The organism is Paenibacillus sp. H1-7, from assembly GCF_022354825.1.
GTDB lineage: Bacteria > Bacillota > Bacilli > Paenibacillales > NBRC-103111 > Paenibacillus_S.
On the sequence record NZ_CP031168.1, the window covers coordinates 4620039 to 4644506 of the forward strand.

Below are 24468 nucleotides of genomic sequence, written 5' to 3' on the forward strand. Positions count from 1 at the left end.
CTCCTGATATAATATTATTAACTTTTTCAAAATATTGAGGCTCCCATTATTTCTTTGGTTATCCGTTAAAATTGTCGCGCCACTTGAGCAGCTTTTTCTCCAGAAAGCGCACCAGCGAATCTGAGCCCTTGCCAACAAACGCAAAAATCAAAATTCCTACAAAGACAACGGACGTTTGAGAAAACTGACGGGCATCCATGATCAAATATCCTATGCCTTCGCTTGAGCCCATAATTTCCGCAACGACCAAACCAAGCCATGCAACTCCGATCGAGAGACGAAGCCCTAACAGTACATTGGGCAGCGCCGCCGGTAATACAAGCTTCGTAATTTGTTTGAATCGGCTGAACTCCAAAACACGAGCGACGTCAAATAGTTTGGAATCGACATTGCGGATGCCAAGGAACGTTTGGACGTAAAGAGGAAAAAAGGCTCCTTTGGCGATAAGCAATACTTTGGAAAATTCCCCGAATCCAAACCATAAGATGAACAACGGTGTGATGGCAAGATGGGGAATGGTGCGCAGCATTTGAACAGACGGATCAACAGATTGCTCGAATTTGCGGAATAAACCGACTGCCGTGCCGAGCATCAATCCTAAACTTCCACCAATCAAAAATCCGACGGCAGCGCGCCAAATGCTGATTTCCAAATGCGTGAACAGCTGACCGCTGACCAGTAAATCGTAGAAAGCAAGCCATATTTCAAAAGGAGTCGGCAAAAGCGTCTTGGAAACAATACCCATCGAGCCGCAAATTTGCCATACTGCCAGCACTGTTACTGGCAGGATTGCTCCTCTCACAACAAGTTGCCATTTGCTTTCCCTTCTTTGCGTCTTGGTGCGCACCTCTTGAAGTGTAGGCACTTGATCCTCTATCCGCTTCTGCTGTATTCGGCTTTGTCCAGTCCCTGCTCCCGATCCAATGACCGTATCTGTCTGACTCATAAACTCACCCTTTCCTTGTAGATTAAATACCGGAGCTGTCTATAAGCTCTAGTTCTTCGACACGCTCGAATTCGCTCATCACCAGTTTCCGAAGCTCCTGAAACGACGACGACGTTTTCCTCCTTGGATATGGAAGATCGACTGAAATAATGTTCCGGATCGTACCTGGTCGTGCATTCATCACAACAACGCGGTTCGCAAGGAAGACGGCTTCATCAATATCGTGCGTGACGAGCACCATCGTCGTTCGGTTCGCCTCCCAAATGTTCAAGGTCACTTCCTGAAGGTGAGAACGAGTAAATGCGTCAAGTGCCCCGAAGGGTTCATCCAACAGCAGCACTTTCGGATTCCGGAGCAGTGCCCGTGCGATTGCCACCCGCTGCGACATACCGCCGGACAGCTCGCGGGGATATGATTTCTCGAATCCTTTCAACTTAACGAGTTCAATCAGTTCGTCCACTCTTTTGCGGACCGCTTCATCGGCAAGCGATAAATCGGCAGCTATGTTCTTCTCCACCGTCAACCAAGGAAACAAGCGGTGCTCCTGGAAAATAAATCCTTTATCGATGCCAGGTTTGGTCACTTGTCTTTGATCCAGAAGGACTTTTCCCTCATGATCCGTGTCCAGCCCGGCAATGATTTTCAGCAGCGTGCTTTTTCCGCAACCACTTGGTCCAATGACGGTAATAAATTCCCCTTGCTTGACGGCCAACTTAATGTCTCTGAGTGCTTCAATACGACCGCCATTCGGCGTCTGAAACCATTTGTGCGGTAAATCGATGTCAAGAGAAATGATGCTCATTGCCAAATCCCTCCCTTTGATTCACCAAGCAAAAAAGACTTCCTGTTTCGTTTAAAGGAACGAAGAGGAAGTCTCCAGTGGCCCGGTAGACATGGATGTAATTTTAAAATCGTAAATTCTAATTGAATTACTTGGTTATTAAAAATCTTATTGAGAATAATAGCACCCTGTTTGTGAATAGGTCAATACCCTTATTTGTAAAAATAAAAAATATTTCTCATTTTTCCCACTTGTATAATAGGATTAAAACTGCTAACATAATTTTCTAACAGCAACTATGGCCCATTGGTCCACCAAAGGCTCTCCCACTGCCGGCTTCAATCGTCTGGCGCGTGTGCGGAGTCTTTTTTAATGTTAAAGAAAGTTTCAGTTTGCCAAACCGACAACGAGAAATTTCATTACCAAGAAAAACTGCTGCTAAAGCGGGTCGCTCACCCTCGAAGGACTTCGATAGAAGTTTTTCTGATTTCAACACAAAATGATCTAAAAGGAGTCATGTACAAATGAAGACAAAATTGTTCAGAATCAGCTTCCCCTTCCTAACCATTCTTGTGCTGGGATTGGTACTTGCAGCTTGCGGAAAAGTAGGTTCAACCTCTTCAACAGAACCCGGCGGAACTCAAGGCATCTCGACTCAAGCAGATAATGTCAATGCCAAACCGAAGGAAAAAATCACTGTCAATATTGGAGTACAGGGCAAAACCGGGATTCTTGTTTATGCCCGTGAAAACGAATTTTTTGAAAAAGCTTTTGCAGCTGTAGGAGCTGATGTCAAGTGGAATGAATTTGCCAGTGGACCACCGCATTTTGAGGCATTGGCATCTGGTAGGCTCGATTTCGGCAGCGTAGGAGGCACACCGGTTATTTCTGGGCAGGTCGGCGGCATTGATTTCCGGGCGGTTGCCGTTACGGGAGATGGTAAGAGAGGCAATATGATCGTCATTCCGAAGAACAGCCCCATTAAAGAGCTTAAAGATTTGAAAGGTAAAAAAATCGCCGTGGCTAAAGGAAGCAGCGCTTATAACTTCTTATATATGGCTATCGATAAAGCTGGTCTTAAGGGCGACGACATTAAGGTGATCCAGCTTCAGCCAGATGAGGCAAGGCCAGCTCTGGATAGTGGTGCCATCGACGCTTGGGCGATCTGGGATCCGTATGCAACAATAGCTGTTTTTCAAACCGGCGCGAAAATCTTAGTATCCGGTGAGGATTTAAACATTAATGCCCCTGGCTTCTTGATTGCAAGAAGTAAATTCACACAGGAGCATCCTGATTTGACTGTGTTGTTTCTTAAAACTTATGAGCAAGCACGCAAATATTATTTGGACCATCAAAACGAAGTGGCGGAGCAATTCGTCAAGACGCAAAAGCTCGATCGGCCGATTATCGACACGGTTCTAAAAAACTCCTTTCCTCTGCTGTCGCCTATCACTCCCGATTTTGCCAAAGCCCATCAGGAACAGGCTGATTTCCTTTATTCCTCAGGAGCGATCAATAAAAAGCTCGATACGTCTCAGGTACTGGAAAGCAAGTTCGTTGAACAAGCACTTAAAGAACTTGGATCCCAAAAATAAAGCATAAATCCGAAAAGCTGCAGATCCATTCTGCAGCTTTTTCATAATTCCTTTTGCAGCTATATCAGAACTTGCGTTCGTAATACATCTTTATAAGACAGTAGACAAATTGCCGCCTAACCCTGATATAAAGAGCGTCCTTCATCCGTCTTTATAATAGTGCTGTTTGATGGGGGTTGTATGATAAGGACCGTTTTCGACCGCCCTGATTTTACACGTTAGGTCGGCTTATAGTCAATGCCGTTGCGAATTTATAAACTGAACGTCAGAGAATAGGCGGAATGAAATGAAAAATGGAAGTATTATGGATAAACAAAAGAGAATAGAAACCGTCTTTTTATATGGAGTTTTCATTTGTTACATACTTTTTTTAATTAAATTATTGTTCTTATCAAGAGCTTCACTTTGGGATTTGTTAAATAGTCAAAGGACTTTAGAAAGGTCAATCAATCTCATTCCTTTTTATAGTATAAAGGAATATATATTTAGCAACTCTGCCACTATAAAAAATTTCGCTTTTGCTAATGTGGTTGGCAATATAGTTATCTTTATTCCTCTTGGCACATATTTATCATTATTCAAAAACGATAAAAAAGTAATAACCAATCTGCTATATATATTCATAGTTAGTTTGTTTATTGAAATCATTCAGGGTCTCTTAGGCATTGGAGCATCAGACATTGATGACATAATTTTAAATTGTTTGGGTGGATTCGTTGGTATTTTAGGGTATAATTTTTTATTGTTTATATTACGAGATGGGAAAAATGTGCGTACTGCAATCACAATACTATCAGCAATAGGATTACCTGTTTTACTATATTATTTATTTGTGGTGAGATTGCGCCTCTGAATATCCTTGTTGCATATGCAAGATAATACCCTACCCTATTTGATCTTGCTTCTTGCCTAACTTTCCCAGTTCATACTCCGCAATTTCACGCATAAACGAGGGGCCGTGCATGAAGAGCAGATGCTTCGGAAAAAAGAGGCAGCAGACTTCAAAAAGCATCAAGGCCCCATAGTTTATTGATCTCTCCAATTATTAATTTATTTCTTAAAATGGAATAACTGTTCTGTCTGACTCTATCCAATACTTTTCTTAGCTTGCTCGAGTAAATAGGATACATAATCTGCTTTTTCGTCCGAATAAGACAGCAGTGTAGTATATCCTTTTTTGATGGCGTTGAGTTTTCTATCACAATATTGCTTGGCTACATGCGGTTTTCTCTTAAGTTCCCTTTACACCAGTTTCTCCGAATCCTTCATAACCAAGCTGTGTTAGTTTATCAGTTACGGAGTTGCTCAACTCAAGCGTTTTCACGCCTATCAAAACATTAATAATCGGTTTTGCAAACATCCCGTGTACCGAGGTACTGCCGAAATGCTGTATGTCGATAGCATCGTCTCCGAAAGCTTTAAGAAGATTTACTTTTTCGTTTTGAAATAAAGTAGTCCACTTTTCATCATAAGGAATTACACTAATAATTTCATCAATTCCCATCCCCAATTTCACTCCCTTTATTTGGTGTAATGTAGCAGCACGAAGCAATTGAGTCAAACCTAATGAAATGATCTCGTAACTGACAAATAGAAATTACGATATCATCTCAAATTGCCACTAGTTTGTCAAACGTTTTTGAATGATCACTGGTATTAAGCTATAAATGTCGTATCCCAGATTACTGAGTATTTCTAGCCCATCATGTCAGTTAGTCTCCTCTTGTCATCCGAGAGCCCTATATACAAAAACCCTCCTGCTCGTAAAAACCGGTTTACCCGGTTCTCTCGAACTATGGAGGGGTACTTTGTTGAATTGCGTAGCTTCATTCACATTTTCTCAGTGCTTCGCTCATGACACTTTTGCCGTCGTATAGGCTCTGAATACACTGCGGATGCCGTTAACCAAATGCCTGCTTCCGGCGCGAAAGCTTCAGCAGCTCGTACAACGCTGCTAAGAATTCGCCCCGGCTTACCGCGGCCTCGCTCTGCTCTTCAAGCCGTCCGTGGTAATCGACGCCGAGCGCTCGGCACGCTGCAGCCAGCCAACGAGCAGCCATAGTTCGGGATAATTCCGGTTTCTCCGCCCAGTACAATCGGTACGGTTGTTCATCCGCCAGCTTTCTCGGCCCGATATCCACTCCAGCCGGAGCTATTCGATTCGTAGCCGGAAGGGCAGGCAAACCGGTACCGCCCGGCAGCGCTCTGGCCATGTTTAACCATATCGAGGCATCGGCGACGGTGCAAGCGGCATTAGGCTCTGCTTCATAGCCGGTAAAAAACGATTTCGTACCGAAGTATTGCAGCGCCGGATGTGCTTGCTGATCGGCCTTCACATCCCGGAAGAAAGTAATGAGCTGACTGGCTTCGATCAGTTCGTCCTGAAGCCGGTCGATGCACAGTCGTTGGATCGGTACATTTGACGTTTGGCTCATGGATGAGGCAACTCCCGCAGCAAAGCCCAGCTGCATCCAGAACGGCTCCATACGAATCGTTCCAAAGCCCATATGGGTTGCGGATACAGCTACCGGTACGAGCAGATTGCTTACTTGTTCCGGCACCATGACGCCGTAAGGAATTTGATACACCTCGGTTAGTGCGCCAAAGCCGAGGAACCCTTCAAGCGAACGGTCTTGTCCAATCGGTTCCCGTTTGCGTGTCGCGTGCGAGTCGATCGCATAATCGCCGGTTGCGATGCTGTCATAATGAACGGGCGAACGCTGCATGCCGGGAGCAAGGCGAGCGTCATTCTCTGTAAACACGTACCGACCGACAATTCGTCGCGCTTCCCGCACGTAAATTTGCGGCGGAAAGTGGCCGCTCTCTGGAAATTCATCCGCCGCGTAGCCCCACTGTCGTGCTTGCGCCCGGATTGTATCCGGCAGCGCTTCATCCTCCTGCAAGAACCAAAGCAGCCCTTGAATATATTCTCTGTGACGCTTTACGATCCGCTCCCTTGCCTCGCGATTGCCTTCGGGATAACCGAGATTTTCGCCGGGCAGATCCGTCGAACACGAACAGTTATGATGATTGTTCGTATCGGTTTTGCCGTTAGGGATCCGCGACAGCTTGACGATCTCGCCGAAAGAAGTTAGTCGGCCAGCTGCAATATCGTCCAATAGGCTTGTATAGTCGCTGCGGTCGTAATTGTCAGGCTTGAAAAAAGGCACGCGATTGTCCGCTTGATCCGTCATGCACAGCCGGAAATTGTACGCCTGCAGCAGATCGTCTCCATAGCCCGTGCTTCCCGGCAGCACCTCCTTGGTGCGGTACTCACAGTACAGCGTTCCGGCGAATTCTTCGTTCCATTCGTCCCGCGATTCGCGGCCGAGCCGGTACGGGACGCCTGCCATAGCAGCCATATCCCCCTCATACGTAGCGTCAATAAACTGATTCGCTTCGTAGACCGCCCTCTCCCCGGACTGAAGATTCTCCGTCTCTACGCGTACGATCCGGTTATCCTCCATTTGCACCGAGGCAAGCTCCCTTAAACAAAGCACTTCGATGCGCGGCTCGTTGCCAAGAAGCTGATGCATGACTTTTCTTGCTATGGAAGGTTCGAATCTGAGCCCTCTGTTGCATACCTCCACCTGATGCGAGTTCTCCCCGTATTCGGAAACGTAGTGCCCGTAAACTCGAGACAGAAATTCCCCGAATATCGATCCGGACGTATCGACGGAGCGAATGTCCGTCTCTCCCAGACCGCTTGTCATCAAGCCGCCGATGAAAGCCGATGGTTCAACTAGGAGAACTTGCTTCCCGCGTCTTGCGGCCGCTATCGCCGCACCGATACCCGCTGGTGTTCCGCCATATACGAACAAATCTGCTTGCTGAATCATAGTCGATACACTCTCCCGTATACTGTGATTTCATATCTGCCGTAAAGCTGCTGTGCGTTTGACTAATTGCTCGTTCATCTGTTACTCATTTTATATGCATATTTCAAATCGCATCCAGTTTCATTTTTGTTTAAGTAATAAAACGGATATAGCGGGAATGTCCGCATTGACTGGCCGAAGCTTACATTCATGTAGGGGCTGTTTGACTTTATAGCTTGGGGATAGACTGGAGCGATAAACAAAAAGGCCAACCAGAAGCCTCTGGCTGACCTAATCCTGCAACACAAAAGTTATAGTGGGTCTGTTTTCACAAGGTGTTATTTAGGTATTGAGGGTCTTTCCAGACTGCCAGGAGTTGTTGCTTTACGTCCCCAAGGCGTTCCGAGGTAAGGCAATGCCCAACGGTCCAGACCGTACCAGCCGGCATTTTTCCATGCAAGCACGAGCCAGGTTGCCAAGATGAACAGGATCGGATTCGTACTTAAGGCGCCTGCAAACAAAAAGCTGACATTCATTACTCCGCCGAAAAATGCCGCTATTCCCGTTAAAAGCCCCAAAATCAACCCTAGTCCTACAAGCAGCTCCCCAAAGGCGACTATATATCCCATTATCTTCGCATTAGGAAGCACCACATTCTCAAGAAAATGTGCATACCAGCCTGTAACATCCTTGCCAGCCTCTGCTTTGGTCAAAGCCCCTTTTATAAAGCCTTGCAATGCAGTACCTGCCTTAGCACCCGTCCAAGCCTCATTGGTCACTTTACCCCAGCCTGAAGTAACCCACGAATATCCGACATATAAGCGGACTATCAGCCATATCACTCCAGCTCTGGTGCTGCTGAATAAAAAGCTCGATACCGGGTTCTCAGGAATCAAAATTTCGTTTTTAGCCATTCATACCCCCCCTTAGAAAAGAACATTTTTGATTATGTATATTGTGCTGCTTAACATCATTATACTGGATATTTATTTTTAAAATGTGATATTTGTCACTCCAGAACTTATTTTCGAAGTCTTTAATTCATTAGCAAAAAAAAAGCAGAAAACATCTGCTTTCTGCTTTTTATGTTAGTTCTTTGCGAGCCATCATCGCCTCAAAATTATCCAATTCCATTTATTATGGCAACAAAATTACTTTTCGCTGCGTGTCGCACCCGGGACTATAGCCCTGAAAACCATTAGTTGCTCGCGAAGCTCACTGAGCGGCACATCGCGTACAGATATGTTTCTATCCGCTGCGATTGCCGCAGCCATTCCCGCCGCCTGGCCGGTCGCCATACAGCTTGCTTGCACGCGAAAGGCGGAATTAGCCATCCGATCTCCCGCTGCGCAGCGGCCGGCTACGAGCAGATGGTCGCTTCCCTTCGGAATAAGCGCCCCGTACGGGATCGTCGGCACAATGCCCGGAGCGATCATTTTCTGCTCGATACGAAGATCGCTGTGATGGTGCAGGTCGATCGGATAGAAGCTGTAACTGATCGCGTCCGGCCATACATATCCGCTCGTGTAAGATTGCTCGTCGACCTCGGTTTCTCCCTCGATGCGCCACGTCTCGCGGATACCGCATTCGTTTGCGAAATAATGGACGACGAGCCGCTCGCATCCCGGAACTTGTCTCAGCAGCGTAACGGTGTCCAACAGCGTACGCCTGGCCTGAACTTCCGCCATCGTCTTCGATTCGGAGCTCGAGCCATCTATCCCTTGCACATGCATACTGATTCTTCCCGCCTTCAGCTCGTTGTACAATCCGAATCTACTCGCGCCTAATTGACCGCTGCGCAGCGCCTTCTCATATATCTGATCAAGAAGCTTTGGATCGATATCGGCCAGTTCAAAGCCGGTTAGATCGTTTATGAGCGTCCCCGGCTGCAGAACGTCTCCTTTCTTTCTCGCGTAGCCCATCATGCCTGTCACATCCGCATCGCCGGTCGCATCAACCAGCTTGCGAGCTTTCAGCCATTTCAATCCGGACTTGCCGGTTACCGCGACATAGACGCCGTCTTCCGTCTCTTCGATGAGCGAAGGCATCTCATGCAGCCGCAGATGGACGCCTGCGTCTAGGCACAGCCGATCCAACACCGTGCTGTAGATAAACCGATTGACCAGTATTTGATGCTGCCAATGTTTGGCCGGCACGACGGTGAAGTCCGGAAGCTCAGCACCGCCCAGCTCGACCGTTCGCTGTATCGCTTCCCAGCCGATACCGGCGATAATTTGCTTCCCCCAGGCATGAAACAGTCCGGGAAAATTGACGGAGGCGACGACTGTCGTACCGCCAAGCACGCCGTTTTTCTCGACGAGCGCGGTTCGTCTACCTGCCCGGGCCGCCTGTACAGCCGCCGTGCAGCCTGCACTTCCGCCTCCGAACACAATAACGTCATACTCTTCATGAACGGTTACGTCCATTGCGAAACGTGTAATTGAATCGCCGGCCGTTACCGGCTGCTTGCTAATCCGAATCATTTCTTCACCGCTTCCATCGCCTTGTTCGCCTGTTCTTCGGCGTCTCGGAGCGCCGTATTCAAATCGGTTTCGCCCGTCATGACCTTCATTAAATTGGATTTGAGAGGAGCGGTAACAAGCCCTTCCATATCGGAATGGTAGATTGGACGAGCCGGCTTATTCGTGAACATCGCCGGTATTAGCTGCTTATCCTTGAATGCCGTATCTTTGGCAAACACGCTCCTGACCGCCTCACTCTTGACGACAGGGACGAACCCTTTGCGCGACAGCATCGTTTGGAACTCATCCGAAACCGTATATTTCAAAACTTCCATCGCCTGGTCCTTATATTTGCTGATATTCGTCAGGAACAAGCCGTTTGGGTAAGGCTGAGTGCCGACACCAGGCAAATCCGGGAATACCGGAAGAGAAACCATATCCCAATTGAACGTATCGAAGTCGGGCTGAAGTTGTAAATAAAAGTTCATGACGAACATCGCGACATTTTTTTCCTTCATAAAATCATCGTTGTTCAACGTCCGTTTGAGCGTTGCCAAATGCTGCTGGTAGCCTTCTCCGGAAATCGGGTCGATGATCGACTTGCTGACAAGCTTACGGTAAGCCTCGTTATTCAACGCTGCCTTCCCTGTCGTCTCGTTCACGAACGGAAGCGAATACGGATTCATCATCAGCATATGATCGACGGAAATACCCAGACCAACATATTGACGCCCGTCGAACCGGGTTAGCTTCTTGCCCAGCTCGATCGCTTCGTCCCATGTCATACCGTTCTTCGGATAAGGCACGCCGAATTTATCGAATATATCTTTGTTATAATAAAGCACTAATCCGCCGTCATGAAGCGGAAGACCGTAAAGCTTCCCCTGCACGGATACCGATTGCAGAACAGAAGGCTCCAGCCGGTTCAAGTCGACCTGATGCTTCTTGATCATCTCCGCCAAATCGTAGCCGTAGCCGGTGTTGACAATGTCGGCATTGATGCCGCCAATCGAATCGTGGATGAGGTCGATTGTTTGACCAGAGGCAATCATGTTCTGGATCGTGTTCTGACTGTTCCTCTGAATATACTTAAACGTATAATTCGGAAACCTCTGTTTCAGCGCCGCGCCGAACCGTTCGTTCCACACCTGCTCCGTGTTGCCAACCTGACCGAAAATAACTAGCTCAGCCGGATCGTTGGCATTCACTATAGCCGCTTCCTCTTTGTCCTTCTCTGCCGGCTTGACTACGGAATTCCCGGCACTGCCGCCCCCGGAACATCCAGTTACTGCGCAAGACAGCAGCAGCCCTAAGCCGCATGCGACCGCCCCTATTTTATTCATTCGACCATTCCCTTTCCCTAACGATTATCGGGGTCCGCAGGCCTGCTTCCCATCCTTATTGTAGCGGGAAGCGCTTTCGTTTAGCCATGCACTATTGTAAACTGAACTATATACGATTGTGCTTGCGATGTATCGGAGCCCGATCTGTTTGAAAAGCGCAGCCGAGTGGAGGTTAATATTGATGAACAGCTATGCGTTGTACGAGCATATTCCGAAGCTAACGTACTACCGTCGTCATGTGCGGCGCGAACAATTTTTCGAGTATGAGAGCGTGCAGAAGGAATGGCTGGCGTTCGCCGTCGAGGACGGTTCGTTCTATTACGAAATCGGAGATCGGCAAGGAAACGCTTCGTTCGGCGATCTCGTCTTCTGTCCGCCGGACGTCCCGTTCCGCCGGGTTGTTATTTCTCCCGTTACACTGTTCGTGCTGCGGATGAACTGGGAAGACGATAGCGGGCATCCTTTTCGTCCGGAAACACTCAACCGTCTTCCGATCGGCAAAATCAGCTTGCACGATACTGGACGTCTCACTCAAGACTACGCCGATCTAAAGAGGCCATTCGCCGAAGAAGACAGACGGGGGATGATCAGCAGAAATCACTATTTCCATCATATATGGATGATGATTTGTGAACAGGAAGAGCCGGTTCCAACCGTGACGGAAGTCCGACCGATCGATCCGCTCATTCAGCAGGCAGTCAAGCAAATTCAATCACAAGCGTTCGAACGGCTTCATCTGTATGATATTGCCGCTTCGATTGGAATAAGCCGGTTTCAGCTGTGCAAAAAATTTCACGATGAGCTCGGAACGACGCCGAGCAAATATTTGACCTCGCTTCGTCTCGACAAAGCGAAAAAGCTGCTCACGGAGACAACTTTGACGCTGGATCAAATTTCGGAATGCTGCGGCTATCAGAACGGTTTCTATTTGAGCCGCGTGTTCAAAAACAACTGCGGGATGACGCCTATGCAGTACCGGAAGGAGCACGGCTTGTAACTCCCGCTCGGCGTTCGAACCAATTTTCCCATATTCTGATCCAATGAATATATTGCTAGCCTTTATGAAAAAAATGCCCCACAGCAACGGGCTGTGGGGCTAAGATTTATATTTAAAAAGGGGGTTAACTTTTATTATAGGCTGTATTTATTAAAGCAACGTGAATAAATGATTTCAAGTTTATTTCAAGTTTATTACAGTAGCTGTGATTCTTGTTGTTGTTGAAGCAGTCTGCCGATTACTTTAATGTAAAATTGAACAGGTAGTTTCTCATCACGTCATTCGTCTCGAAATTAGCCCTTACAGGTAGCCCTATCTTCTTCCAATAGATCCAACCCTTCGTTAATCCAGTCACGATCCTCGGCCTTTAGGCCTTCTATCAGATAACTTACTTGATCGAATGTTACAAAAAGGGAGACTTTTCTCATCAGCTCGTCCAAGCCAACCTCACCTCTGCAAGCCATCACTTGCCGTGTAAACGGCTCGCCGCAATCCTCCAAAAGATATACATAATCGTAAACAGGATCACTTACCGCGGCATCTCCGAAATCGATGATGCCAGTTAATGATGTCAGATGTGGATCCAACAAAAAATGATCCGGCGACAAGTCGCCGTGAATAAGCGCCGGTGTATATCGATGAAATCCCGGATGCTTCAGATAGGATTGGAAGCGGAGGGTAAGATAGTCTCGTAAAGAATCATTAAGAAGTGGGAACGCCTGCTGCTCCACCGCTTCTTTTAGCAAGAGAATTTCTTTCATCGGATTACGAATAGGTACACCAGCATGAAGCGCAATTTCAACGGGAAATGAGCTCAATACATTCATGAAGTCAGCAAGCTGCAGAGCGAATCGATCTTTTACATAATCAAGGAGAGTGTTCATTCCGTCCTCCCCCAATATCTCGCCCTGGACTTTCCGATAGCCTACGAAGGGAGATCCATCGCTTTGTCTTCCAATATATACAAATTGTGGAATGCTAACCTTAACACAACCGACCAGCAGAGGTAGCAATTGAATTTCTTTATTCAACTCATCTGCTCCTTGTTGACTTTTCGGAAAACGGAATACCCACTCTCCATTAACCAGGATTGCGTAGTTCCTGAAGCCTTCGCCAAGCGATTCAACGGATTGAATGCTCATATCGGGGAACTGATCTTTTATCATTGATTCATATTGGTCATTACGTTTCACTGATGCACCTCCAAGGGAATACAGCAAAGTACCGTTCATTGCCAAACAAGTAACTTGACCGGTCTTGCGTCGGATTCTTAGACGATATAGCCATTCGCAGTATGTGAAGAATCATCAGAACGCAGATGACCCTTACACTTTTCGACCAAGCTTTTTGCCTAAATGTATGGAATTTCCTTTCCCTCTACTAAAGCTTTTAAATTGGCTAGCGACTCATCGAAGCCCCTCATGTTGGTCGAAACTCGGGTTCCGCCGTTTTCTCTTTCTAGAACGAAGGAAATAAGCGTTTGATTGGAGTCCACATAAAACGAAAATTCATGTAATGGGATGACCTTTTCAATGGTTAAGGACATTGGCAGCTTCTCGGTTAGCTTGTTATGAGCATTAGGCTTTAAAGTAAAAGTCATTTTTTCTCCAGATTTCAATTTGGGAATTTCCCATGGTGAGCCCGGCACATACCACTGGGTAAGTTTGCACTGGTCCGTTAAAGCGTTCCATACGGTTTCAACATCACCAACAATCAAAATGGTACTATTCGCTTCATAGCTCATCGTACACCATCCCTTATTGTTTTATTATAAGGATTCGCAAAAATATCATAAATTCCTCACCGGCTAGCGATATTCTAGCTGTCGAAATCCGTCTTTCGGATAACCAGTCTGCAGCAGAGGGGCGCAATTCTCTTTCCTCTCGATCTGTCTTATCTTCACTTCACCGTACTGGACTGTGGTAACTCTCTAAACTTTTCTTTCTTCGTTTTTATACCCAGTAAAATGATAACGCCATAGATTACGATAGCAATCGAATCAATTAACGTATCCATAAGTGCCGAAGCATCCTGATATGCTGTAATACCAAGAATGACCATTAACCTTACGAGCAGAAGCAACACGATCGTCCATGCGGCAGACCGGATTTTCGATTGCTCGCGTTGCAATGACATGAAAATGAAGACAATGCCAAAGACCAGATTTTCCGCTGTGATCATGTGCCAGACGTACATGAATACTATCCGGGTATCCATGGCTATCGAGCTCATCTGAAGCGCCGGCAGCACAGTGGATTGCCCGTTCCATACGTGTGTAATGGCAAACAGTACCGCAAGAACCCCGGCAAACAGATAATATAAATTTCTAACCCTGATGCCCATGACATCCCTCCTCTGGTATTCCAGGTTCCTTCTTACGAATATCCAGGTAAATCTCTCGAACGGTCTTTGCCAGACGCTGATCGCTTTCATGGTTATAGTCCCTTAGCGTCTCGGCTGCTAAGTCGAGCAACTGACTAACCTTTTCCAGATGGGCAATCTTCTTGCGAGTTTCCGCATTTTTGGCCTCGATGAATTCAGCAACCTCCCTGCAATAATCGGGGTCTACTTTCCCCAGCCTGTGGAAAGCAAACTTCCCCTTGATTTCGTCAAGAGAAAAATCTGCATACTGCATGATTTGAATATTCATCAAGTCGATGAGGTCGTTCGTCGAATATTTGCGGTATCGATTGCCTTCTCGTGACGGCGAAACGATTCCAATCCGATCATAGTACCGAAGCGTATCCTTCGGGATGCCAAGCTTCTGCGAAACCTCTTGTATCGAATAATGTTTTTCCATGAATTAAAAATAACATTGGAGTAACCTCTAATGTCAAGACACTTTTTCATTTTTTCTTCATGTGTAATCAAGCAATCTCTAAAGTTTGAATTAGTGCTTACTCATTAAAAAAGAAGATATTGTATCTATAAAGAAAAGGCACGCCGATTACAATTAGAGCGCCTTCTATCCACTTTTAAGTAATCTCAGCTTTCGTTGCTAACAACTCATATAAACCGTACGAGGGCCGATCTGCAATCGCTCCTGGAAGGCACCTTGAGTTATCATACCCGTTATATCTGCCGCCAACTGCTTCTTGATTTCAGGATTTTTGAGCGGCGACATCTTGCTGTACTTCCGTGCAATCTTAAGCTGGACCTCATCGGAGGTCATCACTTCCACGACTTTCATGGCAGCGTCCTTGTTTTTGCTCTGCGGGGTAACCACTTTAAAGTGAGCGTCAAGATATCCGTAAGTTCAAATTAAGCAACCAATAATAGCAGTGCAAAGCTTACTGCCGAAATGAAGAACACGGTGACGAGATACTGCAAAGTCAATCCTTCCGACTGTCCTTTACTCAAGGCAAGCAGCAGAGATCCCCAATGACCGACATTGCAGCTCCAAGCGTATCGAATTTCAGATTGGTCACGCGGCGGAAAAGCCAAATTTCGTGGTATTAGTAATAATGACCAAGTATGTGTACTCGTTGCCCGTGACCGTCAGTGTAATTCTTGATAGAATAAATTTGAAGATGATCAGGTAATAAATTTGTACACATAAGGAGATAAAACTATGGCAGAAAACAAATTACTAAGAATGGATAATGTTGGCATCGTTGTAGAATCCCTTGATGGAGCAATCTCTTTCTTCGAGGAGATTGGCTTGAAGCTCGAAGGGCGGGCTACTGTCGAAGGGGAATGGGCTGGTCGTGTAACCGGGCTGGGTTCACAGTGTGTAGAGATTGCTATGATGGTTACCCCAGATGGCCACAGCCGACTTGAACTTTCACGATTTCTCACCCCGCCTACAATATCAGATCACCGAACTGCTCCTGTAAATGCCCTCGGTTATCTACGCGTCATGTTCACCGTAGAAGACATTGACGAAATGGTATCCAGACTCACTAAGTATGGTGCTCAGCTCGTTGGCGAAGTGGTTCAGTACGAGGACTCGTATCGGATCTGCTACATTCGTGGAAATGAAGGACTTCTAATCGGTTTGGCGGAACAACTCGGTAAAAAATAAAATAGAAACATAAATGCAGTGTGAAAGTATCTTTAAGAAGTCGGGTGCATCAAAAAAACACCGCATTCACGCTCCGGGTCTTGGTGACCCTCGGTCCCAGGAAACAAGGAACGAGGAAGTAACTGCCGGGACATATCCGCAACGACTAACCGCATCGCGGCCGGCAGCAAGCTGCCTTAACTCGGATGGGACTTCGTGATGCATGAACTTTAATGGAAATCAATGCAAAACCAAATTAAAGGGACTCAACTAACGGATACGATAGCTCAATAAGCCGCCTCTTCAACGAGGCGGTTTTCTTATCGTAAAAATCTACTTCAGGATTAACATAGACTTAGGAAAAAGAAGCTAGGTATTGCAGCAAGGACATCAACCGGCACATTTATAAAGAAACAGCGTTCTCCAGCTGTAATACTGAATTCCGAAACTTTTCCTGTGAATGTTTTTCCGGCAGATTGCCGACTTCCACTTCAATGTTGTAGCCGGTTTTGATCTTGCTGATCTGTGCCTCTGGTACGCTAAGCTCCACTTGAACCTGGTTCATCTTGATAATTCCAAACTCGCGATAAGCCGCCCCGCATCAGCTTGCAAAGCCACGATTATGTTGTCCGTCGCATATGAGCACATCTCTAACATGATTTCATACAAATTTTGTTATCGATTGAAACAATGTCGACACTTTCAGATCTTTCTTGGATCGGGGTTGCATATCATCTCCGATAGTTTGCTTAATATAAAGTATGACACTTCAACTACTTGTCATGTACAAGTACCTCCTGATTACATGTTGAAAAACGGATAATGTTTGTGCCGTCTGACAACTAACATATTTCGAGTCACTGCGAATGAAAAATCATTTTTTCTCGAAAAGGCGGCCAAAAAGATGACCGCCAAGACAGGTAACGTTATTTTCTGCCCGCCACTTCAAATAATGAGAGTTTTCCTGCTTCGATCAAAGGAGTCATATCGACCATGAGCTCCCCCTTCTCGTTGAGTCCTGTTTTTAATTTGAATTCCTTACGATCAATACCTACGGAGATAAACTCAGGGATAACATTTCCTCCACCGCCTCCGCTGCCTCCGGCCCTTGCAAACTTTCTCCGGATTGCATCCTGCAGATCAGAATAAAGTATCCAGTTGCCTTCACCAGCCTTGACTTTCGGCAAATGATTTGTTTGGGGTACCGGTTTGTTTTTCACTTCATCTAATGTCACAATTTTCGCTTCAATTAATGGAGTAATATCGAACAAAATAGTATCGTCGCCGCTTTGCGATTGCTGCAGCTTATATTCGGTTCCGTTAATTGTATAGGTGGTTGTTCTGCCTCCTCCTCCGCCATAACTTTTTATTTTTTTTCGATCTAACGTATTCATCAGATCGAAGAATTCGACCCAATTGCCGTTACCGACCTTAGCTTCTGGCCGATCTTCTATTTTTGCTGCCTTGTCCAACCCCACATCCGTGATTTTTCCGGCTTCCAATTTCACTATACCCGCTCTAATTAATGGTGTTATATCGAGCAAATCAGAAGAATGTTCCAGTTTAAACATACCTAGCCTTTCGGAAAGCGAAAAACTGACAAAGAATTCCTCATTATTAACTGGGCCAAGTCCAAAAGAAATTTTATTGCTTATAAATGCCTTTTCCAGATAGGAGGCATAGACCCAGTTGGCTTCTCCAGCCTTGGGTACCCGCATGTTTTCCTGACTATTGCCCTTCGCCTGTTCCTCAGAAGCGGGCTCCGGTTTTTTTTGCGCAGCATCTGCGGATGGAGGAGAACTCGGGGGGTTAGAGTTCAAATCAATAGTACGAGTCTCTTCCGTGTAATCCACCTCATACCCCGTTAGCTTTGCAACCTCCCGCACAGACAAGTAAGCTGTGCCCTCATAAACAAGCGGTGTCTTATCCAGCTTCTTCTCCACTCCGTTCACTTTAAAGTTGAACGATCCCAGCAGTGCTTTCACCTCCTTGTCGATATCTTCCGCAGCAAAAGCCGTTGCAGCCGAGCCGATCATTATCCCTGCCATAAGTCCAACGATTAATTTTTTCATTTCTTCAACTCCTTAACTTTATTTAGTTAACTATATTTAGATTCATAAATTTAGACGACAAATGGTGGAAAAAATTTCATAATATGAATAAAATAATTAATAAGCAGCGCACTAATCACGATTCCGGCGGCAACTCAAGTTAACTCCAAGTTGTTGCGAAAAATGCCCACTAGCATAACGCGGCTGCCATTTATGCCGGCAACCGCGTCCTTATTGTTTATTAAATTATCGTACCCGTTAGCATAATGACCTCGTTTTTATACTTTTCAATAAACGATCATTAGAATATCTAATGTTGTTTACCTCGAGAATTTGTCATTATCAGGGTTATCGCGAGCAATGACATCGTACCTGTAAGTTGAACGCTAAACCCCGTAGTTTATTATAAAAACAGTATTGTCTTTTCTTTCCAGTAAGTCACCGATCCTAAAGACAATGTCCAGACAGTCTGTTCGAAACTGATCTTCTCTTGTGTCCGACCATTCGGCCTTACCTACCGAAAAGCGCCTCTTCAAGTAAACTCTCTCCGTTTCCAATGTCTCTTCTACAGTCAGCCCTATTTTCCTTCAAAGAATCCTGATGTCTTCCACTCTAAACTGCCCTTTAGCTTAAATGAAATGGAGCAGCTGCCGTCGGCAAACTGCTCCATATAAATTAATCAATGGGAGGTTGGTAAGCGGTTATAAACAGATGAGGAATGAGGAAAATGTACAATGGGTGAAAGCCGATGGGCTGAAGCTTCAGTTCGAAAACGCTCCTCGTGGGCGCAATTTCGGCGGGATTAATACTGAGCTATCGTGCCTGTTAAAGTAAAGACTTCTTCATTCTGAAATTCATTAGCTGAGTGTTATTGCGTTCAACGATTTGCGATTTTACTAAGATGTACCCTTTTCTTTCAAAAAAGGGTCTAGCGGTAATACTCGAATCGGTTTCTATATCGATTAAACCTAGTTTTTTGCCTTCATATTCAAGCGTGTCTACTAACGCAGAAGCAATTCCTTGCCCTTGATGCTCTTTGTGAACAAATAGTCTATCCAGGTAACCTTGCGGACTCATGTCAGAAAAGCCCGCGATATAACCATTCATTTCAGCAACATATGAAATATTGGTAGTTAGAGCTTTCAACCAGACCTCTTTCCTCTGCTTCATATCCGCCGGGGAAGCCCATGCATTTACTTGTTCTTGAGTGTAGTCTTGCTTATTGATCGTGTGTACTGTCTCATAAAATAAAGTGATTATCTGGTCAATATCCGTCTCATGAAATCTTCGAAGAAGCAATGAAACTCCCTCCTACATGTCTTGTATTAAAACTGGAAGCTGTAAAAACATCTTTTTTACGAAGATATTTGAAATTTCATCATAATTTCAACTAATAGCCTGATCTATTAGAGTGTACTGTTCTACTTTTGGTAGCAAGCTTAGTACAAGCTCTTAAGCTATCCGCTGGCACAGAGTTAAATAAAGAACGAAATTGGTTGACCTCTTGTTCGTTTAAGTCGACATCCACATGCTCAATTCTTGGTCCCTTATAAACAACACCCCCATCAAATAAAATCAAACATTTAGCAAAAGAAGCACATTGTTTTTGATACTCCAAATTATAACCAAGAAATAAGTATTCAGGAACTGGTTTTACGGGTCATGTTCTTGTCTTCCAACATAATATAACTGCCCGTTTGCGTAACAAGGCCCATCCAAATGTCCGTCAACCCGCCATAGTCATGTTGCTAACTAACACTTATAATTAATTAATAATTATTTGCATGAGGGGTGACTGAGCTATGGGTACTACTGACTTTCATCAGAACTTTAATCTTCTCTTTGACGGTCTTCAAATGCACAGGCATACGGATAACCGAACTGAACAGATGAAGCTCCATTCAAGGATAGGCGTGGGCTCTGTTCATCGCTTTGTACCCCGTTCTGATGTTGGGTTAGCAATTGCTGAGTTCAAGCTGCATCACGACAGTAAAGTGAACTTTCACACAGAGGTACCCATGGTGGAGCTGAGCTACTGCTTGGAAGGCACTAGAGAAATCCAAGTCGCTGGTGTGCAGTACGAGGTAGCCCCTGGCAGCTACACTCTGCAATTTGCTAATCCTGCAGAGGCCAGCATGTATTTTAACAAAGATCAATCGGTTAATATGCTGAGTATTGGTATCTCCGTGTCTACCTTTCATCACTTTGTGGAAGAGACAGGCGGTGCTCGATCGGTCGAATTTGATCGAATCATCGGTGAGAAGCCATACCGCATGTTCCAGGAAACTATAGATCCGGCGACGTTCGTCCTCCTCAAACATATGATGCAATCCGCCAGAGGTCAGGGCATACGAAACCTTGAGATAGAGTGTAAAATCCTCGAATTGATGTCTTTAGCCTTTGGCTCCTTCTTAATGGACGATAAGCCAGCATCAACCAAGTTATCCAGGACCGATATGGCGAAAATTGAACAAGCTCGGGCAATAATTTTGGAGCAGATGACGGACCCGCCTTCACTTATGGATCTGTCTCGATTGATTGGCCTGAATGACTATAAATTAAAAATTGGCTTCAAAGAAATGTATGGCAGAACGGTGTTCGGCTACTTAAAGGATCAACGTCTGGAAAAAGCGTATCGCTTGCTGCAGAATGGTAGCACCAGCGTGATTGAGGTGTCTTACGCCGTGGGTTATTCGAATCCCAGTTATTTTGCGGAAGTATTTCGTGAGAAATATGGCTTCAACCCAGGCCAGTTTGTTCGACGTCCGCTAAGTTCTTCCCCAAACACTCCTTGAAATAGTTTTTTGTTTGTAATGATGCAAATAATCCCGCTAACCAGCACTTGTCTCCGCCTACAGGTAGAAGCAAGGTTAGGAGAATGTTACGATTTACATATATTAGGGAAGGAGAGATGGACAGTGGCAAAATATCTAAAATTGCAAGATGAGTTGGATGCGCAGGCGAAGCATGGTCTGGAGGTTCTACCTAGGGAGTTCGTTGAGGCCTTCGTGCATTCGACCCAGGAGCTTCGGGAATCGGGTACCGCTAAAGGTCTAGCTATTGGAGCAATAGCGCCTGACTTCACCTTAGGTAATCAAATAGGGAATAATATTACTTTATCAGAAAAAATCGCGAAGGGTCCTGTTATCCTTACCTTTTACCGCGGGGGATGGTGCCCGTTCTGCAATTTAGAATTAAGAGCTTATCAGCGAATCATTGACCGCATTCATGAAGCCGGCGCTCAACTGTTGGCCATCAGTCCTCAAAAACCGGACCATTCGTTAAGCGTCCATGAAAAGAACGGATTGAGCTTTCATGTCTTGAGTGATTTGCACAATCAGGTGGCGAAGAAGTATAAGATTAATTTCAAGCTCCGGGATGATCTGCATGATTTTCATCGATCACTCGGCGCTGCATTAGATGAACATAACGGCGACGATTCATGGGAGCTTCCTGTACCTGCCACATTTATCATTGATAAGCAGGGGGTTATCCGTTTTGCGAGTGTGGACCCAGATTACACAAAACGGACGGAGCCTAATGAAATATTGAACCTTCTTCAATCGCTATAACTGTGGTGCTTTTCTTTATCAAACAGCTATTACGTAGTGAAATGGTTGGTAGAAAATTTTCGAATGTCCTAAACGAAACAAGCTATCTTTTATCACAAAAAGATTAGCTTGTTTTCGTTTGGGGTTGTAGAGTAAATTCCTAGCTTGATGGTTATGGGCCTGCACCCCTTATAAATTATTTGGGCAGCTATGTCGAGTAATCAGGAAAAAACGGAACCCGTCTTTTTCGCGTAGGGGCAATTTATATATCAATGTTCTTAATAACTTTTGCTGGGTTCCCTCCTACGACAACATTATTGGGAACGTCTTTTATTACTACTGCTCCCGACGCTATAACTACATTATCACCGATTGTTATACCAGGATTTATTACCGCTCTCCCTCCTATCCAAACATTGTTACCAATCGTTACAGGCTTCCCGAATTCAGCACCAGAAACCCGTTCAAAAGGGTTTAGTGGGTGTGTGGCAGTATAGATATGTACGCCCGGTGCTATAAAACAATTTTCACCGATACGGACTTCACATACGTCTAAAATCACACAATCAAAATTTGCATAAAAATTATTACCTACATGGATATTGTAGCCGTAATCACAACGAAACGTGGGTTCAATATAGAGGCTCATGCCTGTTGATCCGAAAAGCTGCTTGAGGATTTCTGCTCGCTTTTCATACTCGGTCTCAAAGGTTTGATTGAATAATCGAGTCATTCTCCTGGCATTTTCACGGTCTTTGGTTAACTGTGGGTCGGAAGCAAGATATAATTCTCCTGCTAACATTTTTTCTTTCTCGGTTTTGTTATCCATTCTAGACTTCCTTTCTTTAAAAGCTAAATTCGACTAAATTCATTATACCCCTAACGTATTCTGCATAACTGCCCGTTACTTCAATGAACATCGAAGAAGAGCTGTCTTTGCGGCAGCTCCATACTATCGTAGCCGTTAGCCGAACACTATCCATCCTTCCGCTTCAATTATGTTCCGTTCTAATTACTTGTGTTCTTCCAATTTGATCCCCTATCCTCTTATTAATAATAAGTAAAAGGATTATTTCTAAAGGCCAAATAACTAGTGGAATATTTCGTATAAATAACCTAAACTTATTTGGTACTTGATTTAAATTATCAACATCTCTTACTGCAAGTTTAAAAATCCTCTTACCAATACTTCTCCCGTTAAAAATATCCTTCATGAAAGAAGTAAGTAGTGTTACAGCTAACAATGGATAAAAAATTTCAAACGGTTTATTGAAATTAGATTCATTGGGAGTTATTAGAGACTCCCAACTAAGAAATATTAACACAACAGAATAAACAAATGAGAGTATCAAATGATCTAATAAGAATGCTAAGAATCGGTAGGTTTTCATGGGTATTCCTCTTTCTACTATTGGTTAAACAATCCTCCCAATACTTTAATAAACAAAACCGAGGAACTTGCTAAGTGCTAATCTCCTCCATTATCGTACCCGTTAGCATAACACTTGAACATACTTTATTGTTACTTTCCTCCAACATGAAACACACCAATTACGGTTTCGCCATCAACGTCATACAGGGGAATATCACGACCACCTGGTGACCTGCTGTTCTGTATCGCAATGGCTTCCTCGGGTGATTTTGGTTGCTCACCGTCTAAGTCTTTTTTCAGTACATATCCTTGTGTGCGATCCACACCTATAGCACTGATTAATTCAGGTTCCGTTTCTGGAGAAGTAGCATCTGTGGCAGAACCGTATGTCTGCCCGTTTTTATTTTTAGGATAGAAGTTCATATTCTTAGCACCGCCAATATGAACAGAACCAATTATGGTCTTCCCATCAACATCATATAGCGGGACATCACGGCCAAGTTTTTCGAGATAATCTTTTTTCAACACATATCCTGCAATGCCATCCACACTTCCTGCATGGATTAAGTCAGGTAGCATTTCATCGGGAGTGGCTTCTTCCTTAGAACCGTAAGTTTGTCCATTTTTATTTTCAGGATAGGTGTGAGTATGGCTTTGATTAGTCGCACTTTTAGCATATGTGCTTTGGAATGCTATTGCACCTCCCATTAGACAAACGATCAAAACCACACCAATCAATATTTTGTTGCCTTTAGAATACATCCTCACATTTGTTCACTCCTAAACGTTTTCTCGATCTTCACTATATAACCGTTCGTCCCATCCGTTTCAATTACTTAGACGCGCCAAATAATGGAAGGTTGCACTGATCTACCCTATAACTTAAGAAGGCCGCCCGATTGATTCGTGGCGGCCTTATGATGATTATGTTGAGCTATCGTACCTGTTAGTTCAATCATTAGATTAATGTTAGTAATTTCTCTCAGAAGCCATTGCAATTGCTTTCGTTTCGTGAACTGTACCATATGGATGCTCAGGCGGCGCATAGATAACGTAAATTTTAAGTGGTTTATTTCCCGTATTGGTTACATTGTGCCATTTCCCAGCAGGTATCATAATCGCATAGTCATCATAGGCCATTTCTTGAAAATCTAATTTATCCTTGCTATCTCCCATTTGTACAAGTCCCTGACCTTCTTCAATACGTATGAATTGATCCGTTGTCGGGTGGACCTCTAAACCGATGTCATCTCCAACGTTAATACTCATCAGAGTCACCTGTAAGTTTTTCCCTGTCCATAAAGCGGTGCGATAATTATTGTTTGACTTAGTTGCTTGGTTAATATTTACTACAAATGGTCTTGTTCCATAATCTTGTAATGCGATGTTTCTATAATAAGTGTTCCAGGTGTTAATGTTCCAATTGTAATAATGAGGTTTCCAATTATAACTCGAATAATTATTCCAGTTGTTATGCAATGGATTATGCCGCTGATAGTGACGGCAAGAATTACTGTACATTTGCATTCTCCTCTTATTTATTTCATTA

The 24468-nt window shown here is 44.7% G+C and carries 25 protein-coding genes; 6 read left to right on the plus strand and 19 right to left on the minus strand.

Going from position 1 to position 24468, the window contains the following annotated elements:
• Positions 1–58: 58 nt before the first annotated feature.
• Both DVH26_RS20495 and DVH26_RS20500 read right to left on the minus strand, forming a co-directional pair.
• Positions 59–946, minus strand: coding sequence for an ABC transporter permease (locus DVH26_RS20495; RefSeq protein WP_239624750.1), 888 nt, complete (start codon positions 944–946; stop codon positions 59–61).
• A 22-nt stretch (positions 947–968) separates the two neighbouring features.
• A complete protein-coding gene (locus DVH26_RS20500; protein ID WP_239624752.1) occupies positions 969–1748 on the minus strand; it encodes an ABC transporter ATP-binding protein in 780 nt (259 codons plus the stop codon).
• Positions 1749–2251: 503 nt separating this feature from the next.
• On the opposite strand from DVH26_RS20500, the gene DVH26_RS20505 reads away from it, so the two are divergent.
• Together DVH26_RS20505 and DVH26_RS20510 are read left to right on the plus strand one after the other, a co-directional pair.
• A complete protein-coding gene (locus DVH26_RS20505; RefSeq protein WP_239624755.1) occupies positions 2252–3322 on the plus strand; it encodes an aliphatic sulfonate ABC transporter substrate-binding protein in 1071 nt (356 codons plus the stop codon).
• 286 nt (positions 3323–3608) lie between these two features.
• Positions 3609–4175 (plus strand): VanZ family protein, encoded by a 567-nt coding sequence (locus DVH26_RS20510; RefSeq protein WP_239624757.1) that lies wholly within the window; start codon positions 3609–3611, stop codon positions 4173–4175.
• A 378-nt stretch (positions 4176–4553) separates the two neighbouring features.
• Here the strand turns inward: DVH26_RS20510 and DVH26_RS20515 are convergent, their stop codons facing one another.
• The 5 genes from DVH26_RS20515 to DVH26_RS20535 form a co-directional block, all read right to left on the minus strand.
• Positions 4554–4826, minus strand: a complete 273-nt coding sequence (locus DVH26_RS20515; RefSeq protein WP_239624760.1) for a GrpB family protein — start codon at positions 4824–4826, stop codon at positions 4554–4556.
• 397 nt (positions 4827–5223) lie between these two features.
• Positions 5224–7161 (minus strand): FAD-dependent oxidoreductase, encoded by a 1938-nt coding sequence (locus DVH26_RS20520; protein WP_239624762.1) that lies wholly within the window; start codon positions 7159–7161, stop codon positions 5224–5226.
• A 317-nt stretch (positions 7162–7478) separates the two neighbouring features.
• Positions 7479–8054 carry a DoxX family membrane protein gene (locus tag DVH26_RS20525; protein WP_239624765.1) on the minus strand — a complete coding sequence of 192 codons (576 nt, stop codon included), beginning with the start codon at positions 8052–8054 and terminating at the stop codon, positions 7479–7481.
• A gap of 237 nt (positions 8055–8291) precedes the next feature.
• Entirely contained in the window at positions 8292–9623 is a 1332-nt protein-coding gene (locus DVH26_RS20530) for an FAD-dependent oxidoreductase (RefSeq protein ID WP_239624768.1), read from the minus strand.
• Positions 9620–10945: an ABC transporter substrate-binding protein gene (locus DVH26_RS20535; protein WP_239624770.1), complete on the minus strand. Its 1326-nt coding sequence runs from the start codon at positions 10943–10945 to the stop codon at positions 9620–9622. Before DVH26_RS20535 ends, DVH26_RS20530 begins: the two co-directional genes overlap by 4 nt.
• A 181-nt stretch (positions 10946–11126) precedes the next feature.
• Between DVH26_RS20535 and DVH26_RS20540 the strand changes: the two genes are divergently transcribed.
• Complete coding sequence (locus DVH26_RS20540; protein WP_239624772.1) at positions 11127–11942, plus strand: helix-turn-helix transcriptional regulator; 816 nt, start codon at positions 11127–11129, stop codon at positions 11940–11942.
• 293 nt (positions 11943–12235) lie between these two features.
• Here the strand turns inward: DVH26_RS20540 and DVH26_RS20545 are convergent, their stop codons facing one another.
• The 5 genes from DVH26_RS20545 to DVH26_RS20565 all read right to left on the minus strand — a co-directional run bounded on the left by DVH26_RS20545 (position 12236) and on the right by DVH26_RS20565 (position 15132).
• Complete coding sequence (locus DVH26_RS20545; RefSeq protein ID WP_239635442.1) at positions 12236–13108, minus strand: phosphotransferase family protein; 873 nt, start codon at positions 13106–13108, stop codon at positions 12236–12238.
• Between the two features lie 185 nt (positions 13109–13293).
• Positions 13294–13686 carry an SRPBCC domain-containing protein gene (locus DVH26_RS20550; RefSeq protein ID WP_239624775.1) on the minus strand — a complete coding sequence of 131 codons (393 nt, stop codon included), beginning with the start codon at positions 13684–13686 and terminating at the stop codon, positions 13294–13296.
• A gap of 155 nt (positions 13687–13841) precedes the next feature.
• A complete protein-coding gene (locus DVH26_RS20555) occupies positions 13842–14285 on the minus strand; it encodes a hypothetical protein (protein ID WP_239624777.1) in 444 nt (147 codons plus the stop codon).
• The gene (locus tag DVH26_RS20560) at positions 14269–14742 is read right to left on the minus strand and encodes a MerR family transcriptional regulator (protein WP_239624780.1); all 474 of its coding nucleotides are present in this window, start codon (positions 14740–14742) and stop codon (positions 14269–14271) included. Before DVH26_RS20560 ends, DVH26_RS20555 begins: the two co-directional genes overlap by 17 nt.
• 198 nt (positions 14743–14940) lie before the next feature.
• The gene (locus tag DVH26_RS20565) at positions 14941–15132 is read right to left on the minus strand and encodes a hypothetical protein (RefSeq protein WP_239624782.1); all 192 of its coding nucleotides are present in this window, start codon (positions 15130–15132) and stop codon (positions 14941–14943) included.
• A 381-nt stretch (positions 15133–15513) separates the two neighbouring features.
• Between DVH26_RS20565 and DVH26_RS20570 the strand changes: the two genes are divergently transcribed.
• Positions 15514–15966, plus strand: coding sequence for a VOC family protein (locus tag DVH26_RS20570; protein WP_239624784.1), 453 nt, complete (start codon positions 15514–15516; stop codon positions 15964–15966).
• A gap of 382 nt (positions 15967–16348) precedes the next feature.
• On the opposite strand, the gene DVH26_RS20575 is transcribed toward DVH26_RS20570, so the two are convergent.
• From DVH26_RS20575 to DVH26_RS20585, 3 genes are all read right to left on the minus strand, one after another.
• Entirely contained in the window at positions 16349–16510 is a 162-nt protein-coding gene (locus tag DVH26_RS20575; RefSeq protein ID WP_239624787.1) for a hypothetical protein, read from the minus strand.
• A gap of 361 nt (positions 16511–16871) precedes the next feature.
• Entirely contained in the window at positions 16872–18017 is a 1146-nt protein-coding gene (locus tag DVH26_RS20580; protein ID WP_239624790.1) for a stalk domain-containing protein, read from the minus strand.
• An 804-nt stretch (positions 18018–18821) separates the two neighbouring features.
• The gene (locus DVH26_RS20585; protein WP_239624792.1) at positions 18822–19295 is read right to left on the minus strand and encodes a GNAT family N-acetyltransferase; all 474 of its coding nucleotides are present in this window, start codon (positions 19293–19295) and stop codon (positions 18822–18824) included.
• A 503-nt stretch (positions 19296–19798) separates the two neighbouring features.
• On the opposite strand from DVH26_RS20585, the gene DVH26_RS20590 reads away from it, so the two are divergent.
• Both DVH26_RS20590 and DVH26_RS20595 read left to right on the plus strand, forming a co-directional pair.
• Entirely contained in the window at positions 19799–20791 is a 993-nt protein-coding gene (locus DVH26_RS20590) for a helix-turn-helix domain-containing protein (protein ID WP_239624795.1), read from the plus strand.
• A 123-nt stretch (positions 20792–20914) separates the two neighbouring features.
• The gene (locus DVH26_RS20595; RefSeq protein ID WP_239624798.1) at positions 20915–21568 is read left to right on the plus strand and encodes a peroxiredoxin-like family protein; all 654 of its coding nucleotides are present in this window, start codon (positions 20915–20917) and stop codon (positions 21566–21568) included.
• 241 nt (positions 21569–21809) lie between these two features.
• Here the strand turns inward: DVH26_RS20595 and DVH26_RS20600 are convergent, their stop codons facing one another.
• The 4 genes from DVH26_RS20600 to DVH26_RS20610 all read right to left on the minus strand — a co-directional run bounded on the left by DVH26_RS20600 (position 21810) and on the right by DVH26_RS20610 (position 24440).
• Positions 21810–22376 (minus strand): maltose acetyltransferase domain-containing protein, encoded by a 567-nt coding sequence (locus tag DVH26_RS20600; RefSeq protein ID WP_239624802.1) that lies wholly within the window; start codon positions 22374–22376, stop codon positions 21810–21812.
• Positions 22377–22539: 163 nt separating this feature from the next.
• Positions 22540–22938, minus strand: a complete 399-nt coding sequence (locus DVH26_RS37355) for an RDD family protein (RefSeq protein ID WP_481857527.1) — start codon at positions 22936–22938, stop codon at positions 22540–22542.
• A 131-nt stretch (positions 22939–23069) separates the two neighbouring features.
• Positions 23070–23687 carry a hypothetical protein gene (locus DVH26_RS20605; RefSeq protein ID WP_239624805.1) on the minus strand — a complete coding sequence of 206 codons (618 nt, stop codon included), beginning with the start codon at positions 23685–23687 and terminating at the stop codon, positions 23070–23072.
• Positions 23688–23888: 201 nt separating this feature from the next.
• Positions 23889–24440 (minus strand): cupin domain-containing protein, encoded by a 552-nt coding sequence (locus DVH26_RS20610; protein ID WP_481857528.1) that lies wholly within the window; start codon positions 24438–24440, stop codon positions 23889–23891.
• Positions 24441–24468: the final 28 nt, after the last annotated feature.